Source organism: Microbacterium sp. CFBP9023, from assembly GCF_034045055.1.
GTDB lineage: Bacteria > Actinomycetota > Actinomycetes > Actinomycetales > Microbacteriaceae > Microbacterium.
On record NZ_JAXCWI010000001.1, the window covers coordinates 1,950,257 to 1,969,343 of the forward strand.

The 19,087-nt window shown below is 69.0% G+C and carries 15 protein-coding genes; 13 read left to right on the forward strand and 2 right to left on the reverse strand.

Annotated elements, in window-relative coordinates; all coding sequences use genetic code 11:
• Positions 1-281: 281 nt before the first annotated feature.
• The 6 genes from SOM10_RS09540 to SOM10_RS09565 all read left to right on the forward strand — a co-directional run bounded on the left by SOM10_RS09540 (position 282) and on the right by SOM10_RS09565 (position 6,378).
• A complete protein-coding gene (locus SOM10_RS09540; protein ID WP_053098526.1) occupies positions 282-1,316 on the forward strand; it encodes an iron-siderophore ABC transporter substrate-binding protein in 1,035 nt (344 codons plus the stop codon).
• A 31-nt stretch (positions 1,317-1,347) separates the two neighbouring features.
• Entirely contained in the window at positions 1,348-2,391 is a 1,044-nt protein-coding gene (locus SOM10_RS09545) for a FecCD family ABC transporter permease (protein WP_072590572.1), read from the forward strand.
• Complete coding sequence (locus SOM10_RS09550; RefSeq protein WP_083569254.1) at positions 2,388-3,470, forward strand: FecCD family ABC transporter permease; 1,083 nt, start codon at positions 2,388-2,390, stop codon at positions 3,468-3,470. The genes SOM10_RS09545 and SOM10_RS09550 overlap by 4 nt, the downstream gene beginning before the upstream one ends.
• A complete protein-coding gene (locus SOM10_RS09555) occupies positions 3,467-4,267 on the forward strand; it encodes an ABC transporter ATP-binding protein (RefSeq protein WP_053098527.1) in 801 nt (266 codons plus the stop codon). The genes SOM10_RS09550 and SOM10_RS09555 overlap by 4 nt, the downstream gene beginning before the upstream one ends.
• Complete coding sequence (locus SOM10_RS09560; RefSeq protein WP_320489593.1) at positions 4,257-5,213, forward strand: siderophore-interacting protein; 957 nt, start codon at positions 4,257-4,259, stop codon at positions 5,211-5,213. Before SOM10_RS09555 ends, SOM10_RS09560 begins: the two co-directional genes overlap by 11 nt.
• A gap of 298 nt (positions 5,214-5,511) precedes the next feature.
• Positions 5,512-6,378 (forward strand): alpha/beta hydrolase, encoded by an 867-nt coding sequence (locus SOM10_RS09565; RefSeq protein ID WP_320489594.1) that lies wholly within the window; start codon positions 5,512-5,514, stop codon positions 6,376-6,378.
• Between the two features lie 193 nt (positions 6,379-6,571).
• Here the strand turns inward: SOM10_RS09565 and SOM10_RS09570 are convergent, their stop codons facing one another.
• Complete coding sequence (locus SOM10_RS09570; protein ID WP_320489595.1) at positions 6,572-7,579, reverse strand: LacI family DNA-binding transcriptional regulator; 1,008 nt, start codon at positions 7,577-7,579, stop codon at positions 6,572-6,574.
• A gap of 215 nt (positions 7,580-7,794) precedes the next feature.
• Here SOM10_RS09570 and SOM10_RS09575 point away from each other — a divergent pair, with 215 nt between their 5' ends.
• The 5 genes from SOM10_RS09575 (at position 7,795) to SOM10_RS09595 (ending at position 16,572) form a co-directional block, all read left to right on the forward strand.
• A complete protein-coding gene (locus SOM10_RS09575; protein WP_320489596.1) occupies positions 7,795-9,801 on the forward strand; it encodes a beta-galactosidase in 2,007 nt (668 codons plus the stop codon).
• 115 nt (positions 9,802-9,916) lie between these two features.
• The gene (locus tag SOM10_RS09580; RefSeq protein WP_056276340.1) at positions 9,917-11,143 is read left to right on the forward strand and encodes a sugar ABC transporter substrate-binding protein; all 1,227 of its coding nucleotides are present in this window, start codon (positions 9,917-9,919) and stop codon (positions 11,141-11,143) included.
• Positions 11,144-11,207: 64 nt separating this feature from the next.
• Positions 11,208-12,830, forward strand: a complete 1,623-nt coding sequence (locus SOM10_RS09585; RefSeq protein WP_320489597.1) for an ABC transporter permease subunit — start codon at positions 11,208-11,210, stop codon at positions 12,828-12,830.
• Complete coding sequence (locus tag SOM10_RS09590; protein ID WP_320489598.1) at positions 12,830-13,741, forward strand: sugar ABC transporter permease; 912 nt, start codon at positions 12,830-12,832, stop codon at positions 13,739-13,741. Before SOM10_RS09585 ends, SOM10_RS09590 begins: the two co-directional genes overlap by 1 nt.
• Positions 13,742-13,770: 29 nt before the next feature.
• On the forward strand, positions 13,771-16,572 hold the full coding sequence (locus SOM10_RS09595; RefSeq protein ID WP_320489599.1) for a glycosyl hydrolase 53 family protein: 2,802 nt from the start codon (positions 13,771-13,773) through the stop codon (positions 16,570-16,572).
• A 63-nt stretch (positions 16,573-16,635) separates the two neighbouring features.
• Here the strand turns inward: SOM10_RS09595 and SOM10_RS09600 are convergent, their stop codons facing one another.
• The gene (locus tag SOM10_RS09600) at positions 16,636-17,478 is read right to left on the reverse strand and encodes an alpha/beta fold hydrolase (RefSeq protein WP_056276350.1); all 843 of its coding nucleotides are present in this window, start codon (positions 17,476-17,478) and stop codon (positions 16,636-16,638) included.
• Positions 17,479-17,572: 94 nt separating this feature from the next.
• Here SOM10_RS09600 and SOM10_RS09605 point away from each other — a divergent pair, with 94 nt between their 5' ends.
• Both SOM10_RS09605 and SOM10_RS09610 read left to right on the forward strand, forming a co-directional pair.
• Positions 17,573-18,136, forward strand: coding sequence for a TetR/AcrR family transcriptional regulator (locus SOM10_RS09605; protein ID WP_320489600.1), 564 nt, complete (start codon positions 17,573-17,575; stop codon positions 18,134-18,136).
• Between the two features lie 98 nt (positions 18,137-18,234).
• Positions 18,235-19,029: a TspO/MBR family protein gene (locus tag SOM10_RS09610; protein WP_320489601.1), complete on the forward strand. Its 795-nt coding sequence runs from the start codon at positions 18,235-18,237 to the stop codon at positions 19,027-19,029.
• Positions 19,030-19,087 lie beyond the last annotated feature (58 nt).

Genomic DNA, 19,087 nt, shown 5'->3' on the forward strand with positions numbered 1-19,087 from the left:
CTGAAGCCGGTCGGATCCTCACGGATCCGGCCGGCTTTCTGCATGTCCGGGTACTTTCTGCCCGTGCCCGTGCCCGTGCCCGTGCCCGTGCCCGTGCCCGTGCCCCTCCACATCGGGCGGATGCGGTGCGATGTCGACCCCGCACGAGAGGCGAGGATGCCGCCCGGGCTAGGGACCCAAGATGAGGCTTGCCTAACTTTCTGTTAGATTAGGCCAGGCTTACCAAAGCCTTGGCGCCCCTCCGCGCCGCACCCCCTCATCCCAACCCGAAGGGAACGCCTGTGCGCACCTCTCGTCTCATCGCCGCCGGTGTCGCCGCGGCTCTGGCCGTCGGCCTCACGGCCTGCGCGACGTCGTCGACCGACTCGAACTCCGACTCCGCCGGCGGCAACCCCGCCGATGACGGTGCCTTCCCCGTCACGATCGAGCACGTGTTCGGCGAGACCACGATCGAGGAGAAGCCCGAGCGCGTCGCGACGATCGCCTGGGCGAACCACGAGGTTCCCCTCGCTCTCGGCATCGTCCCGGTCGGCATGAGCAAGGCCACGTGGGGCGACGACGACGACAACGGCATCCTGCCCTGGGTCGAGGACAAGCTCGACGAGCTCGGCGGCGAAGAGCCCGTGCTGTTCGACGAGTCCGACGGCATCGACTACGAGGCCGTCGCCGACACGCAGCCCGACGTCATCCTCGCGGCGTACTCGGGTCTGACGCAGGAGGAGTACGACCAGCTCTCGAAGATCGCTCCGGTCGTCGCCTACCCCGAGGTCGCCTGGGGCACCCCGGTCGACGACATGATCGAGATGAACTCGAAGGCGCTCGGCCTCGAGGAGGAGGGCGACGCCCTCATCGAAGAGCTGCACGCCGACGCCGAGGCCGCCCTCGAGGAGAACAGCGCCCTCAAGGACAAGAAGGTGCTGTTCGCGTACGTCGACCCGAGCGACCTGAGCCAGGTCGGCTACTACACCGCGATCGACACGCGCCCCGGCTACCTGCACGACGACCTGGGCCTTCCGCTTCCGTCGATCGTCGAGGAGAACGCGGACAGCAAGGAGTTCTACCTCTCGGTGAGCTCCGAAGAGGCTGACACCTTCGACGACGTCGATGTCTTCGTGACCTACGGCGACGACTCGCTCATCGCCACCATGCAGGCCGACCCGCTGCTGTCGAAGATCCCCGCGATCGCCGCCGGCAACATCGTGATCCTGCCCGACTCCACCCCCATCGCGGCGTCGGCGAACCCGTCGCCGCTGTCGATCCAGTGGGGCCTGTCCGACTACCTCGGCCTGCTGGCAGCACCGCTCGCCGCGAAGTGACCGTCGGCGTCACCTTCGCACACTGAATTCCGTGACCGCTGTCACCGTTCCCCTGCCGGGCGTCGCAGATCTGCGACGCCCGGCATGGGCGCGCACGCTCTGGCTGCTCGTCGGCCTGGGAGTGCTGTTCGTGCTCTGCATCCTGTCGATCTGCTTCGGCGTGCGCTCCGTGAGCATCGACGACATCTTCGCCGCCCTCGCCGGGCAGGATGACACCCTCGCCCAGGCGGCGATCATCAAGCGCCTTCCGCGCACGGTGCTCGCGATCCTCGTCGGTGCAGCGCTCGCACTCTCCGGCGCGACGATGCAGGCGGTCACCCGCAACCCGATCGCCGACCCCGGCATCCTCGGCGTCTCGAACGGCGCTTCGCTCGCCGTCGTCTTCGGCCTCGCCTTCCTCGGTCTCACCGACGCTTACAGCCAGATGGCGCTCGCGATCATCGGCGCCGCCCTGGCCGCGGCGTTCGTCTACACCGTCGGCTCGCTCGGACGCGGCGGTGCCACGCCCCTCAAGCTCGCGCTCGCCGGTGCCGCCACCTCGGCCGCCTTCGCCTCGCTCATCAGCGCCGTCATGCTGCCGCGCGTCGACCTGCTGCAGGCGTTCCAGTCGTGGCAGATCGGCGGAGTGGGCGGTGCCGAGTGGCCGCGCATCGCGATCACCGCCCCGGTGCTCGCGCTCGGCGCACTGATCTGCTTCGCCAGCGCCCGGGGCATGAACTCCCTCGCTCTCGGCGACGACATGGCGAAGGGACTCGGCGAGCACGTCTTCCGCACGCGCCTCATGTCGGCGGTCGGCGCCGTGATCCTCGCCGGAGCAGCCACCGCGATCGCCGGGCCCATCGGATTCGTCGGTCTCGTGATCCCGCATGTCTGCCGAATGCTGATCGGCACCGACCACCGCTGGCTGCTGCCGTTCTCGGCCATGGCCGGCGCCGCCCTGCTGCTCGCGAGTGACATCGTCGGCCGTGTCATCGCGCCGACCTCGGAGGAGATCCAGGTCGGCATCATCACCGCCATCATCGGCGCCCCGTTCTTCATCTGGATCGTCCGTCGTCAGAAGGTGCGTGAACTGTGAGCACCATCGACCGGGCTGCCGCCCACACTCCCGCAGCATCCGACCGCACCCGCGACGAGGTCGCCGCGCTCGTCGCGGGCCGCCGTTCGCGCCACCGCCGCCACGCCACGGCCACGATCGTGCTCGGTGCGCTGCTGCTCGTGCTGTTCGCCGTGGCGCTCATGATCGGCAACACGTTCTATCCGCTCGACGAGGTGATCCGCGTGATCCTCGGCGAGACCGTGCCGGGGGCGTCGTTCACCGTCGGCGAGCTGCGCCTGCCCCGCGCGGTGCTCGCGATCCTCGCGGGTTTCGCGTTCGGCATCGCCGGCGTCTCGTTCCAGACGCTGCTGCGCAACCCGCTCGCCTCGCCCGACATCATCGGCATCTCGAACGGCGCCGGCGCCGCAGCGGTGTTCGGCATCATCGTGCTGTCGCTCAACGGGCCGATCGTCTCGCTGCTCGCGCTCGGCGGTGCGATCGTCACGGCAGGAGTCATCTACCTGCTGTCGATCAAGAACGGCTTCGCGGGCACTCGACTGATCCTGATCGGCATCGGTGTCGCGGCGATGCTGCAGAGCATCATCTCGTACATGCTGTCGAGGGCGGCGAACTGGGACATCCAGACCGCGATGCAGTGGCTCACCGGAAGCCTGAACAACGCCTCGTGGGAACGCGTGATGCCGCTCGCGATCGCCGCCGTCATCATCGTGCCGCTGCTGCTCCTGCAGGGCAGGGCGCTCGGGGCGATGCAGCTCGGCGACGATTCGGCATCCGGTCTCGGGGTGCGGGTCAACACGACTCGTCTGCTCTTCATCCTCGGCGCAGTCGCACTGCTGGCGTTCGCCACCGCCGCGACCGGCCCCATCGCGTTCGTGGCGTTCATGGCGGGTCCGATCGCGGCCCGCATCACGGGGCCGGGAGCGAACCTGCTCGTCCCCAGCGCATTCATCGGCGCTGTGCTCGTGCTCGGAGGCGACCTGATCGGTCAGTTCGCGTTCGGCGAGCGCTACCCGGTCGGCGTGATCACCGGCGTGCTCGGCGCTCCGTACCTCATCTACCTGCTCATCCGCACGAACCGCTCGGGAGGCTCCCTGTGACCGAGGCGCACACTCTGACGGCGGAGTCCGTCACTCTCGCCTACGGCGACCGGACGATCATCGACGGCCTCGATCTCGCGATCGCGCCGGGCAAGATCACCACGATCGTCGGCGCGAACGGATGCGGCAAGTCGACCCTGCTGCGATCGCTCGCGCGTCTGCTCTCGCCGACGGCGGGTCAGGTCGTGCTCGACGGCAAGTCGGTGCACGCGCGCCCCACCAAGGAGGTCGCGCGCATCCTCGGCCTGCTGCCACAGTCGCCCGTCGCTCCCGAGGGCATCGCCGTCGCGGATCTCGTCGGCCGCGGTCGGCATCCGCATCAGAAGATGCTGGCTCGCTGGAGCGCCCACGACTACGAGGTCGTCGCGGATGCTCTGGCCGCCACCGGCACCACGGAACTCGCCGACCGCAGCGTCGACGAGCTCTCGGGCGGCCAGCGTCAGCGCGTGTGGATCGCCATGGCGCTCGCGCAGGAGACCGACATCCTGCTGCTCGACGAGCCGACCACGTTCCTCGACGTCGCTCACCAGGTCGAGGTCCTCGATCTGCTCACCGACCTCAGCGTCTCGCGCGGCACCACGATCGTGATGGTGCTGCATGACCTCAACCTCGCCGCGAGGTATTCCGACGAGCTCGTCGCGATGAAGGAGGGCAGGGTGCACGCCACCGGCGCTCCGCAGGATGTCGTGACCGCCCAGCTCGTCGAAGAGGTCTTCGACCTCGCGAACCAGATCACCATCGACCCGGTCTCCGGGAAGCCGATGGTCACCCCGATCGGAAGGCATCATGTCCGCTGAGACCACGACCGAACGCCCCACCTACGTGCTCGCTCGCGCCGAGGTGCGCGGGGTCGAACGGGTGTCGCCGAACTTCGTGCGGATCACGTTCGGCGGCGACGACCTTCTCGAGTTCGGCACGCCGGGTGACGTCTTCGACTCCCGGATCAAGATCGTGTTCCCGCCGGCATCCGGCATCCTCCCCGATCTCGATCGTGAGACCGACGACTGGTGGGGTTCCTTCCTCGCCGTCCCCGAGGAGGACCGCGGATCCATGCGCACCTACTCGGTGCGGGACCTGCGGGTGACGGATGCGGGCACCGAGCTCGATGTCGATTTCGTGCTGCACCTGGCGCCCGGACTCACGGGCCCGGCGTCGCGCTGGGCTGATGCGGCGGCGGTCGGCAAGGAGCTCTTCATCGTCGGACCACGTCGAGGCGTCGCCGCGGCCGCACACGGCGGCGCCGAGTACGAGCCGGGCACCGCGACGTCGGTCGTCCTCGCCGGTGACGAGACGGCGGCTCCCGCGATCGCGCGCATCCTCGAAGACGCCCCGAGCGACCTTCGAGGCTGCGCCTTCATCGAGGTGCCGTCGCCGGCCGACGTCCTGCGCATCGACGCGCCCGCCGGGGTCGAGGTGCACTGGCTGCCTCGCGATGCGGGTGAGCCCCACGGTGTGTGGCTGATTCCCGCCGTGCTCGAGTACCTCGGAGATGCGGATGCCGCCGACGAGATCGACGTGAAGGACATCGACACGGAGGCCCTGCTCTGGGAGACCCCCGACTACTCGGGTCTCGGCGAGGAGATCGCGGAGGCGGATGCTCCCGCGGAGCGCTACTTCTGGATCGCCGGCGAAAGCGGCGTCGTCACGACACTGCGCCGCCACCTGGTCAAGGATCTCGGCATCGACCGCTCGCAGGTCGCCTTCATGGGCTACTGGCGTCGCGGCGTCGCCATGCGCGGCTGAGGCCGGGCGGTTCGGGGGGCCGCTCTCGCTCTCGTTCGCGTTCGCGTTCGCGTTCGCGTTCGCGCTCGCGTTGGCGCTCGCGCATCGCAGGAGATCTCACGCAACGAAGGCGCGGATCCGGCATCCGATCCTTCGCCGAGCGAGATCTCCTTCACGGGATGCGGTCGGCTGAGACGGGAGGCGGTCGGCTGAGACGGGGTGCGGTCGGCTGTCACGAAGAAGTGTCGAAGCGCTGGCGCCAGCGGATGCCGCGCCGTAGCATCCCAGTGGAATCGTTCGACGCCGAGGAGGCCACCCGATGACGCAGCACACCCTCGAGCTCCCGGACGTCGACCTCGTCTACGACGTGCATGGGCCACTCCCGACGAAGGATGGCCGCCATCCGCTGATGATGATCGGCCAGCCGATGGATGCGAGCGGCTTCCAGGCGCAGGTGAAGCTGTTCGGCGATCGCACCGTCGTGACCTGCGACCCACGAGGGTTGGGCCGCAGCGTGCGCAAGGACGGCGGAGTCACGAACGAGCCCGATGTCCAGGCCGAGGATGTCCACGCGATCATCGAGGCGCTCGGTGCGGGCCCTGTCGACATGTTCGCGAGCAGCGGCGGAGCCGTGAGCGCACTCGCTCTGGTCACCGCGCACCCTCAGGACGTGGTGACTCTGGTCGCCCACGAGCCGCCGATCGACAGCGTGCTGCCTGATGCCGAAGCGGTGCATCGAGCGCGAATCGCCTATACCCGGGCATATCAGGAGCGAGGATGGGGTGCCGGAATGGCGGCGTTCGTCGCGATGACGTCGTGGGAGGGTGAGGTCACCGAGGAGTTCCTCGCCCAACCGGCCCCCGACCCCGCGGCATTCGGGATGCCGACGGAGGACGACGGCTCGCGGAATGATCCACTGCTGTCCGAACTCTCGTGGGCGGTGCCGCTCTACGAGCCGGATCTCGAAGCGCTGAAGGCATCCCCGACTCGGATCGTCGTCGCTGTCGGGGAGGAGTCGCTGAAGGGCTACACCGGCCGCACCGCGCTCGCCCTGGCCGAGAAGCTCGGACAGCAGGCGACCGTCTTCCCCAGTCACCACGGCGGCTTCATGGGTGGCGAGTTCGGCTATGCCGGCCAGCCCGAGGCCTTCGCCGCCACGCTCCGCGAGGTGCTCGACCGGCCGTAGGGGGCGAGCGAGACCTCGTCGACGCGTCCTGTCGTCAGCCGTCGCACGCACCGAAGGAGATCTCGCGCTGCGAAGGGCCTCACGCGGCCTTCGGCCCTTCGCTGCGGGAGATCACCTTCGCAGCGCGCGCACGAGCGGGAGCGCGAGCGGGAGCGGGAGCGGTAGCGGTAGCGGGAGCGGGAGCGAATGCCGCCTACGCGGTCGCGCGCACCACGAGCTCGGTGTCGAGGATGACCGAGCGGGGGGATGCTCCGGCGATGACCTCGAGCAGCACGGCGACCATCTTCGCGCTGATCTGATCCCACGGCTGGCGCATGGTCGTGATGGGCGGCTCATGGGTGGCGGCGAGGCCTGAGTCGTCGAAGCCGGCGATCGCGATGTCCTCGGGCACGCGGCGCCCTGCCCGGCGGGCGGCGGCGATGGCTCCGGCCGCCATCCGGTCGGATGCCGCGAACACCGCGTCGACGTCGTGCTCGAGCATCCGCGTCATGGCGGCGAGTCCTGACTCGTACGAGTAGTCGCCGCGCTCGACCAGCGATTCGTCGTAGAGGTCGCCGAGCTCTTCGCGGAATCCGACCAGGCGATAGCGGCCACCGGGGGTGTCGTCGGGGCCGGCGATCATGCCGATGCGGCGGTGTCCCTGCGTCACGAGGTGCGCGGCCATGGTGCGGGCGGAGGCGATCTCGTCGACGGAGATCGTCGAGAGCTCGCGTTCGTGCCCGAGCGGCACGCCGCAGCACACGGTCGGGATGCTGACCTCGATCAGCTGATCGAGCAGCGGGTCGGACTCGTGCGACGAGATCAGCATGACGCCGTCGACGTGTCCCGCGCTGAGGAACTGGGCGACGCTCTCGCGCTCGGCGGGGGTTCCGGCGACGAGCAGCACGAGGGTCATGGCCCGCTGGGCGAGCGCTTCGGCGGCCCCGCGCAGGAGCAGCGCGAAGGTCGGATCGTCGAACAGCAGCTGCTGCGGCTCGGTCAGGAGGAAGGCGAGTGATCCGGCGCGGCCGGTGGCGAGGCTGCGGGCATGGTGGTTGGCGGTGTAGCCGGTGGCGAGGATCGCCTCTTCGACGGCCTGCCTGGCATCGGGGGACACCCAGTGCCCGCCGTTGATCACTCGCGAGACCGTGCTGCGGGACACCCCCGCCTGCGCCGCGATCTGGCGGATCGTCGGCTTGCGCTTCGCGCTGACATCACTCATCGCCTGTGACTCTACCCACAGCATCCCGTCCAGCGGTAGTCCAACCTGGGACCGGTCTCAGTTCGGTAACAGCGGTTGTGGTCGGCGCCGAACCTGGGGTAGAACTGAGACCGGTCCCAGTCATGTCCCCGTGACAACCTGAGACCGGTCCCAGTCGAATGAGCGACAGCACGTCGGGACCCGCACCACGACCGCACCGACCCGATGGAGTGCCGATGACCTCGCCCCACGCCTGGCCCGACCTGCGCGGAATCGCCTACGGCGGCGACTACAACCCCGAGCAGTGGTCGCCCGAGACGTGGCGCGAAGACGTCATCCTGATGCGCGAGGCCGGGGTGAACCTGGTCAGTGTCGGCATCTTCTCGTGGGCGCTCATCGAGGTCTCCGAGGGTGAGTTCGACTTCGCCTGGCTCGACGAGCTGCTCGACCTCCTGCACGAGAACGACATCAGGGTCGACCTCGGCACACCGACGGCCTCGCCGCCCGCCTGGTTCTTCGCGAGCAACCCCGACGCGCACGTCATCGACCGCGAGGGCCGCACGATGGGCTTCGGCTCGCGCGGCATGGCCTCGCACTCGTCGCCGGCCTACCGCGAGGCGATCGTGCGGATCGCGGATGCTCTCGCGGCGCGTTATGCACAGCATCCTGCCGTCGTGCTGTGGCACGTGCACAACGAGTACGGCGTTCCCGTCGGCGAGGACTATTCGCCGAACGCGGTCGCCGCCTTCCGGCTCTGGCTCCAGGAGAAGTACGGCTCGCTCGACGCACTGAACAGCGCGTGGGGCACCGCCTTCTGGGGCCAGCACTACTCGGCATGGGAGCACGTCGGCGCCCCGGCCATCGCCCCGAGCGTCGTGAACCCCGCCCAGCGCCTGGACTTCGCGCGCTTCACCGATCACCAGCTGCGCGCGTGCTTCATCGCCGAGCGCGACGCGATCCGCGCGCACGCCGACCAGCCGATCACGACCAACTTCATGGCGAACCAGAGCTGGACCACGGACCTCTGGGCGTGGGGCCGCGAGGTCGACATCGTCTCGGACGACCACTACCTGTGGGCCGCCGATGAAGACGCTCACATCGGCCTGGCGATCGCCGCCGACCTCAGCCGCTCGGTGGGCGGCGGCAAGCCGTGGATCCTCATGGAGCACTCGACCTCGGCCGTGAACTGGCAGCCGCGCAACATCGCGAAGCGCCAGGGAGAGATGAAGCGCAACTCGCTCACGCACCTCGGTCGCGGGGCCGACGGCATCCTGTTCTTCCAGTGGCGCGCCGGGCGCTCCGGTGCGGAGAAGTTCCACTCGGCGATGCTGCCGCACGCCGGCACCGAGTCGCGGGTCTTCCGCGAGGTCGTCGATCTGGGTGCAGCACTCGGGCGCCTCGACGAGGTGCAGGGCAGCGTCGTGAAGGCCGACGTCGCGATCCTCTGGGACTTCGAATCGTTCTGGGCGCAGGACCTCGAGTGGCGCCCGTCCGAAGACGTCACGCACGCCGCCCAGGTGCGCCGCTTCTACGAGCAGCTCTGGCGTGACGGCATCACGGTCGACTTCGCCCTGCCCGGCCAGGACCTCTCGGGCTACCGCCTGGTCGTCGCTCCGGCGCAGTACCTGCTGAGCACGGCGGATGCCGCCAACCTCACCGCCTACGTCAACGACGGCGGCACCCTGCTCGTGTCGTTCTTCTCGGCGATCGTCGACGAGAACGACGCCGTGCACGCCGGTGGCTTCGTCGCGCCGTTGCGCGAGGCGCTCGGCCTCACGGTCGAGGAGTTCCTGCCGCTGCGCGAGGGCGAGAGCCACGGCCTCGACTGGGTCGACCACGAGGGCATCGTCGCCGACGTCTGGCAGGAGGACATCGCGCTCGAAGGCGCCGAGGTCGTCGCGAACTTCTCGGGCGGACCCGGCGAGGGCGAGCCGGCGATCACCCGCAACGCGCATGGCGCCGGGACCGGCTGGTACGTCGGCACCCGTCTGGATGCCGCGGGCATGCGCGCCCTTCTCCACGAGGTCTACGCGGATGCCGACATCACCCCGTCGGGTGTCGCCGACGGCCTCGAGGTCATCACGCGTCACGGCGCCGACGCGGTCTACCGGATCGCCGTGAACCACCGTGACGACGACGTCGAGCTCGATGCCTCGGGCATCGAGCTCCTCAGCGGCGCCGAGGTCTCGGGCGCCCTGACCATCGCGGCGGGCGGCGTCGCCGTCATCCGCACCTCCCACTGACCGCACGAACCGCACGAACCGCTCCACCCCGCACCACCCGCTTCACCCAGCACCACCCACTCACCGGTCGCGATGACGCGCAGCGCATCGTCGGCCACGACAGATAGGAAAACGCATGCGCAAGCACATCGGAGTCGGCGCACTCGCTCTGGCCGCGGCCGTGGTCCTCGCGGGCTGCTCCGCCGGCGCACCCGAAGGCGGCGACGACGCCGCATCCGGCGACGGCGCGGAACTCGTCATCTGGACGGACGCCGAGCGCGAAGCCGCGATCACCGCCGCCGCAGAGGCGTTCGAGGAGGAGACCGGCGCGAAGGTCACCCTCGTGCAGAAGAACTTCGAGGACCTCCGCAACGACTTCATCGCACAGGTCCCGACCGGAGAGGGCCCCGACATCACGGTCGGCGCCCACGACTGGCTCGGCGCGCTCGTCGCCGCCGGTGTCGTCGACACGATCGACCTGGGCGACAAGGCGTCGGAGTTCGAGCAGGTCGCGCTCGACGCCATGACGTACGACGGTCAGCTGTACGCGATGCCGTACTCGCTCGAGACCATCGCCCTCGTGCAGAACGTCGACCTGGTCGGCGCGGAGGCTCCCGCCAGCTGGGACGACATGATCGCCAAGGGCGTCGCCGCCGGCACCGAGCGCCCGTTCGTCATCAACACGGGTGGCGAGACCGGCGACGGATACACGATGTACGGACTGCAGACCTCGTTCGGCGCCCCCGTCTTCGTGCAGGACGACACCGGCTCGTACACGAGCGAGGTCGGCATGGGCGGCGCGCCCGGCGAGGCGTTCGCCACGTGGCTCGGAGCCAACGGGTCGAACGGCACCGGCTACATCTCGACCACGGTCGACTACGACATCAACAACGAGCTGTTCGCGTCGGGCAAGGCCCCGTACACGATCCAGGGCCCGTGGGCCATCAGCGCGTTCGAGGGTGTCAACGTCGCCGTGAACCCGATCCCGTCTGCGGGTGGCGAGACCGCTGCGCCGTTCGTCGGCGTGCAGGGCTTCTACCTCTCGAGCAAGAGCAAGAACGCGCTGCTCGCGCAGGAGTTCCTCGTGAACTACCTCGGCACCGAAGACGCGCAGCGCGCGCTGTACGAGGCCGACCCGCGCATCCCGGCGTGGACCACGCTCGCCGAAGAGGTGTCATCCGACCCGATCACGGCCGGATTCGTGGCCTCGGCGCAGACCGGCGTCCCGATGCCGTCGATCCCCGAGATGGGCTCCGTCTGGGACCTGTGGAACGCCGCGCAGGCGCAGATCATCAACGGCGCCGACCCGGTGTCGACGTGGAACACCATGGTCGCCGACCTCGAGACGACCCTCGCCGGCTGACCCCGCCGGACGGGGAGGGGCCCGAACCCCTCCCCGTCCTGCGATCCTCAGACAGGACGCACACATGACGATCCAGGCACCGCCCGCCGAGGCGCCCACTCCCGTGGTGAAGCCCTCGCGCGAGTCCCATGCCCGCCGCTTCCGCGGCCTCGGCTGGGGCTTCCTCATCAAGCTCGCGCTCATGGCGCTGGTCAACGCCTTCGGCATCATGACGGCCATCTCGGCCTGGAGCGCCGAATCGTGGATCGTGCTCGGCGTCGTCGTGCTGCTGGTGATCATCGCCGACTGGGTGTACTTCACCCGCAGGGCGCTGCCGCTGAAGTACCTGCTGCCCGGGCTGATCTTCCTGCTCGTCTTCCAGGTCTTCATCTTCGGCTACACCGCCTACATCGCCTTCACGAACTACGGCACCGGTCACGTCGGCACCCAGGAGCAGGCGGTCGAGGCCGCACTGATCCAGGGCGAGCGCCGCATCGAGGGCTCGTCCGACTACCCGCTGTCGATCGTGCAGCGCGGCGCAGAGCTCGGCTTCGCGATCGTCGATGACGACGGCGACGTGCAGGTCGGCTCGGCCACCGAGCCGCTGACCACCGCATCCGATGCCGAGATCGGCGCGACCGGCGCCCCCAGCGAGGTGCCCGGGTGGGAGGTCGTCCCGAGGGCGACCGTGCTGACCGATCCGGCACTCGGCGCCACCATCAAGGACCTCAGGGTGCCCGTGTCGGACGACCCGAACGACGGCTCCATCCGCACACGGGAGGGCTCGACCGGCTCGGTGTACGAACCGACGCTGGTGTGGGATGCCGAGGCGCAGACCATCACGGACACGCAGTCGGGCACGGTCTACACCGCCACAGAACTCGGCGCGTTCGTGGCCGAGGACGGCACGGCGCTGCCGACGGGCTGGTCGGTCAACGTCGGCTTCGCCAACTTCCTGAAGCTCTTCACCGACGCGAATCTCGCGGGCACTCTGCTGAGCGTGACCGTCTGGACCTTCGCGTTCGCGATCCTCTCGGTCGTCCTCAGCTTCGCCGTGGGGCTCGGCCTCGCGATCGTCTACAACGACCCGCGGGTCAAGGGTCGCCGGTTCCTGCGAGCGCTGTTCATCCTGCCCTACGCGTTCCCCGCGTTCATGGCCGCGCTGCTGTTCCGCGGCATGTTCAACGCCGAGTTCGGGGTCATCAACGACCTGTTCTTCTTCGGGTCGCAGATCAACTGGCTCGGCGACCCGTGGCTGACCCGGGCGGCGGTGATCTTCGTCAACGTCTGGCTGAGCTACCCCTACTGGTTCCTCGTCTGCACCGGAGCCCTGCAGTCGCTCCCCGGCGAGACGCTCGAGGCCGCCGAGATCGACGGGGCCAACAAGCTGCAGCGCTTCCGCGCCATCGTGCTGCCGCTGCTGCTCGTCTCGACCGCTCCGCTGCTGATCGCCTCGTTCGCGGTGGCGTTCAACAACTTCACCGTGATCTACACCTTCAACAACGGCGGGCCGGCGATCGCCGGAGCGCCCTACGCACTGGGTTCGACCGACATCCTCGTCTCGGCCATCTACGACGTCTCAGGCGTCTCGGGTGGTGCGGCCGACTACGGCCTCGCGAGTGCGCTGTCGATCATCGCCTTCATCGTGGTCGGTCTCATCTCAGCGCTGAGCTTCCGACAGACCCGCAAGCTCGAGGAGTACCAGTGATGAGTGAGACCAGAGTCATCGTGATCGGTTCATCGAAGGATGCCGAGGCCGCGCGCGCGGGTGCACGTCGGCGTCGCTGGTGGGGCGAGGTCGGCTGGAAGTACATCCTCGCCGCCGGCGTGCTGTTCTTCGCCGCGTTCCCGCTCGTCTACGTCCTCTCGGCCTCGCTCAACCCGAACGGCAGCCTTGCCGCATCCAGTGCGCTGTTCAGCGCGTTCGACCCGGCGAACTACATCGCTCTGGGTGAATCCCGCTACTGGGTCTGGTTCGGCAACACCCTGCTGATCGGCGGTGTCACCGCAGTCGGCTCGGTGCTCATGGGCGCCTGCGGCGCGTACGCGTTCTCCCGGTTCCGGTTCAGCGGACGACGCGCCAGCCTCACCACCCTGCTCGTGCTGCAGATGTTCCCGCAGGCGCTCGCGTTCATCGCGATCTTCCTGATGCTGCAGACGATCGGCGACGTCGTGCCGGCGCTCGGCATCAACTCGAAGATCGCCCTGATCTGCGTGTACCTCGGTGGCGCGCTCGGCGCGAACACCTTCCTGATGTACGGGTTCTTCAACACGATCCCCGTCGAGATCGACGAGTCGGCGAAGATCGACGGGGCCAGCCACGCGCAGATCTTCTGGCGGCTCATCATGCCGCTGGTCGTGCCGATCCTCGCGGTCGTCGCCCTGCTCGCGTTCCTCGCGGCGTTCGGCGACTTCATCCTGTCGAAGATCATCCTCACGTCCGAGGACAACTGGACCCTCGCCGTCGGCATGTACCAGTGGGTCTCGAACCAGCTGACCTCACGCTGGGGGCTCTTCGCCGCCGGCGTCGTGGTCGCCGCCGTGCCCGTGCTCGCGCTGTTCTTCTCGCTGCAGAAGTACATCGTGGGCGGGCTCACCCAGGGATCCGTCAAGGGCTGATCCGCACCTCCATCGCTCGAAAGGCCGTCATGCACCGTCGCACGCGTTCCCTTCTCTCCACCGCCCTGGCCACGGTCACCGCCGTCGCCCTGATCGGCGTCGCGCTGCCGGCGTCGGCCGCCTCGCCGGCGGCATCCGCTCTCGCTCCTGCGGCTGTCTCGGTCGACGGGCCGGTGGATGCCACCATCACCGTCCCCCGGGTCGAGAACCTGCCGGACGACTTCATCGGCGGCGTCGACGTCTCGTCGGTGCTGTCGCTCGAGGAGTCGGGGGTGGTGTTCCGCGACGCCCAGGGCACGCCGGGCGACCTGTTCGCGATCCTCGCGGACGCCGGGGTCACCGACGTCCGCGTGCGCGTCTGGAACGACCCGTTCGACGCGAACGGCAACGGCTACGGCGGGGGCGATGTCGACGTCGATCGGGCGATCGAGATCTCGCAGCGAGCGACGGATGCCGGCCTCGGCGTGCTCGTCGACTTCCACTACTCCGACTTCTGGGCCGACCCCGCGAAGCAGCAGGCGCCCAAGGCGTGGGAGGGGATGACCGCCGACCAGGTGGCGACCGAGGTGGGTGCCTTCACGCGCGATGCGGTGCGTCGCCTGGTCGATGCGGGTGTCGACCTCCGCATGGTGCAGGTCGGCAATGAGACGAACGGCGGAGTCGCCGGAGTGCGCGGCTGGGATGACATGGCGAAAGTGTTCTCGGCCGGTTCCGCCGCCGTGCGGGCCGAGGCGCCGGACACGCTCGTCGCCCTGCACTTCACCAACCCCGAGCGCGCCGGGTTCTACGCCGACGTCGCCGCGCAGCTCGATCGCCGCGACGTCGACTACGACGTGTTCGCGTCGTCGTACTACCCGTTCTGGCACGGGACTCCCGAGAACCTCACGGCCGTGCTCTCGCACGTCGCCGAGACCTACGGCAAGAAGGTCATGGTCGCCGAGACCTCGTGGGCGTTCACGCTCGACGACGGAGACGGTCACGGCAACGTGGTCGACCTGGCGTCCGAGGCGACGCAGTACCCGGTGAGCGTGCAGGGTCAGGCCGATGCCGTGCGCGCGGTCGTGCAGGCCGTCGCCGACGTGGGTGAGGCGGGGCTCGGCGTCTACTACTGGGAGCCCGCATGGCTGCCGGTGGGTCCGCCCGCACAGCTCGAGCAGAACAGAACGCTGTGGGAGCGCGACGGATCGGGCTGGGCGTCGAGCTTCGCCGGCGAGTACGAGCCCGAGGACGCGGGGCACTGGTTCGGCGGATCGGCGTGGGACAACCAGGCGCTGTTCGGCTTCGACGGCACGGCATCCGATGCGCTGAACATCTTCTCGTACGCGCGCACCGGCGCCCACGCCCCGCGGGCCGTCGAGTCGGTGCAGACGGTCGCGCTGCAGGTGACCGAGGGCGATGCCGTCGAGCTGCCCGACGAGGTCACGGTGCTCTACAACGACGGGTCGTCGGAGCAGCAGCCCGTCACCTGGTCGTCGGCGGCCGGATTCATCGAGGGCGCCGGCGAGTACGTGATCTCGGGCGCGACGGATGCCGGCCTCGCGGCGTCGGCCACCGTCACCGTCTCGGCGCGCAACTACCTGCGCAACCCTGGATTCGAGGACGCGGACACGAGCATGTGGAGCGTCACCGGATCGGGACTCACGCTGCGCGCGTGGGACGACCCTCGGAGCGGCACGCACTCGGCGCACTTCTATGCGGGTACCGGATACTCGTTCGACCTCTCGCAGACGGTCTCCGGACTGCCCGCGGGGTCGTATGTCGCACGGGCATCGCTGCAGGGCGACGGGGAGGGTGCCGACGGGCGTGCGTCGCTGTCGCTGTCGTCTGCGTCCGTCGCCGGCGCCGCTGCGGCGTTCGGCTTCGACGGCTGGCGCGTGTGGTCGACGCCGATGACCGAAGCGCTGCAGGTGGGCGCTGACGGCACGGCTGTCGTGCGAGTCTCCGCGGCGCTTCCGGCGGGGGCGTGGGGGACGATCGACGATCTCGAACTCGTGCGCGCACCGGTGCCCGGTGCCGACACCTCGCAGCTGCGAGAGCGGCGCGATGCGGCCGCGGCTCTCGACCTCGATGCCTATGTCGAGTCGTCGACCGTCGCGTTGCCCGGAGCGGTCGCTCGCGCCGACATCGTGCTGGCTGCCGCGAGCCCGAGTGCGTCAGCGGTCACGGGGGCGCTGGACGCACTGGCTGCCGCAGTCGACGCGCTCCTGCTTCAGGATGCGGCGACCACCGCGCCCGCTCGCGGAGTGCTGTCGCACGACAACGGTCACGATACGGGGCTGCTCGACGGCGACTTCACGCTCACCATGAACCTGTGGTGGGGGCAGAACGCCACGAAGCTGCGGGTGTTCGAGAACGGTGTGCTGATCAAGACCGTGCCGCTCACCTTCGGGGGAACCTCCGCGCAGAGCGCGCAGAGCGCGCAGAGCGCGCAGAGCGCGCAGATCGCCGTGACCGGCAAGGCGAATGGCTCGTACGTCTACAGTGGCGAACTGGTCAATTCGCGCGGCGTGACGGCGGTGAAGCCCGTGACGGTGACGGTGAAGGATGCCGCGCCCGGCACGCCCGTGCTCTCGGCCGACAACTGGGACGGCGACGGCTCATACACTCTCACCGCCGACATGTGGTGGGGCACCAATGCGACCTCGTATCGCCTGTATGAGGACGGCATGCTGATCTCCGAGGGCGACATGGTCGCGAACAGCCCCGCCGCGCAGCGGGTGACGGTGCCGGTCGCTGATCGCGCGGTGGGGAAGCACACCTACCGCGTCGAGTTCGTGAACGCGGCCGGGAGCACCCAGAGCAAGACGCTCACGGTGGCGGTCAAGCGCTGACGTCAACACGTCCGAGAGCCCGACATCCTGAGGCGGATGCCGGGCTCTCGGGCCGTTCGCGGACTACTTGCTGAGGAAGTCCTTCAGCGCGGCGTTGACCTCGTCGGCGTGGGTCCAGAGCAGACCGTGGGGTGCGCCCTCGACCTCGACGTAGGTCGCGGCGGGCACGGCCTGGTGGAACCGGCGGGCGGTGGCGTCGATCGGAAGGATGTTGTCCTTCGTGCCGTGCAGGATCAGGGTGGGCTTGCCGGCGTCGCGCACGGCGTCGACGTCGCCGCGGAAGTCCTCGATCCAGCTCGGGACGACCGCGTAGGCCGCGACCGGGGCGCTGGTGACCGAGAGGTTCCAGTTGGCGTCGACGACCTGCTGGCTGATGCGGCTGCCGAGGTTCTCGTCGAGGTTGTAGAAGTTGTTGTAGAAGTCGGTGAACCACGCGTAGCGGTCGCCCTTGGCTGCAGCCTCGATGCCGTCGAAGACCTCCTGCGGCACGCCCTCGGGGTTGTCATCGCGCTGCACGAGGAACGGCTCGAGCGAGGCGAGGAAAGCGAGCTTGGCGACCCGCTCGTGACCGTAGGTGCCGACATAGCGGGCGAGCTCTCCAGTGCCCATCGAGAAGCCGACGAGCACGACGTCGCGCAGGTCGAGGGTCTCGAGCACGGTGTTGAGGTCTGCGGCGAAGGTGTCGTAGTCGTATCCGGTGCCGACCTTCGAGGACTGGCCGAAACCGCGGCGGTCGTAGGTGATGACGCGGTAGCCCTGAGCGAGCAGCTCACGGGTCTGGCGCTCCCAGCTGTGGCCGTTCAGCGGGTACCCGTGGATCAGGACGACGGGCTGACCCGATCCCTGGTCTTCGTAGTAGAGCTCGATCGGGGTGCTGTTCTCGTTTCCGACGGTGATGTAGCCCATGATCCTGATCCTTTTCGGTCCGGTGAGAACGGTCGTTCTCGCTGATGTCTTCACTGTAGAGAACGCTCGTTCTCATGTCAAGTACACTGGGGTGATGACCGACGACACAGTGCGTGAACAGATCCTCGCGGCGGCCGACGAGCTCTACTACCGCAAGGGATACGCGGCCGTCGGCATGGATGAGCTGCGGGCTGCGGCCGGCGTGTCGCTGCGTCGCCTCTATGCCCTGTTCCCATCCAAGACCGACATCGTCACGGCCGTCCTCGCGCGCAAGCATCGGGAGTGGGAGTCGGGACTCATGGGAGCGGTGGCGGATGCCGGGGCAGACCCCCGCGAACGCCTGCTCGCCGTCTACGGATACCTCGAGGACTGGTTCTGCACTGACGACTTCCGCGGCTGCGCGTTCATCAACGCGTTCGGCGAGCTCGGTGGCACGAACCCCGAGGTGGCCGAGATCGTCCGCGATCACAAGGCGTCGTTCCAGGCGTACATGGCCGACCTCGTCGTGGCGGCCGGAGCACCGGCATCCCTCGCCGCACAGCTGTCGATCCTCGCCGAGGGTGCGCAGAGCACCGCGGCGATCGCCGCCGACCCGCAGGTCGCCGTGCAGGCGCGCAACGCCGCCGAGGTGCTGATCGACGCCGCCGTCGCCGCCTGACCGCAACGGGAGAGCAGATTTAGCTAGCTTGGCTAGCGTTTATGCATCCCGGTGTCAAGGCTGGTGCGTTTGCGCCCTCGCGCGCGTATGTTGCGAGCATGGACTCCCGGACGCAGGACATCGCCCGCCAGACGATCATCATCGCCTCGGCCACCTTCATGCTCATCGCAGCGGCCGTCGGATCCGGTGCCTTCGGTGGCACCTCGGTCAGCGAGCTGCAGGATGGAGCGCTCTCGGCGCAGGGCTCATACCTCGCGCCGGCCGGCCCCGCCTTCTCGATCTGGTCGCTGATCTACATCGGCCTCATCGCCTACACGGTGTGGCAGGCGCTTCCGGCGCAGCGGGCGGATGAGCGCCAGCGAGCTGTCGGCGGATGGATCGCCGCGTCGATGATCCTGAACGGGCTCTGGCTCGTGACGGCGCAGTTCCTGTCGCTGCCGCTGACGGTCATCGTGATCGCCCTGCTGCTCGCGACCCTCGCTCGCGTCATCGTGATCCTCGGCCGCAGCCGTGCCCGCACCTGGCCCGAGCGCATCGTCGTCGACGGCGCGAACGGCCTGCACTTCGGCTGGGTCACCATCGCGACCGTCGCGAACACCACTGCCTGGCTCACGCAGATCGCGCCCGAGAGCTGGGCTGATCAGGCCGAGATCTGGGCGGTCGCCGTGCTCGTGGTCGTGCTCGTGATCGGGGTTGCCAGCGCCCTCGTCACCAAGCGCATCGCCCCTGCCCTCGCGACCGCATGGGGTCTCGGATGGCTCGCCGTCGGTCGTCTGACCGGCGAACCCGAGAGCACCGTGACCGCGATCGCCGCGATCGTCGTCGCGGTCGCCCTCGTCGCCGCGGGTGTCTGGGGAGTGCTGCGGAGGCCGCGGGCAGACATCGCCCTCTGACTCTGCGCTCGGTCGGCGTTCACAACTCAGCACAGATCGTGCGTGCGACGAGGTGAAC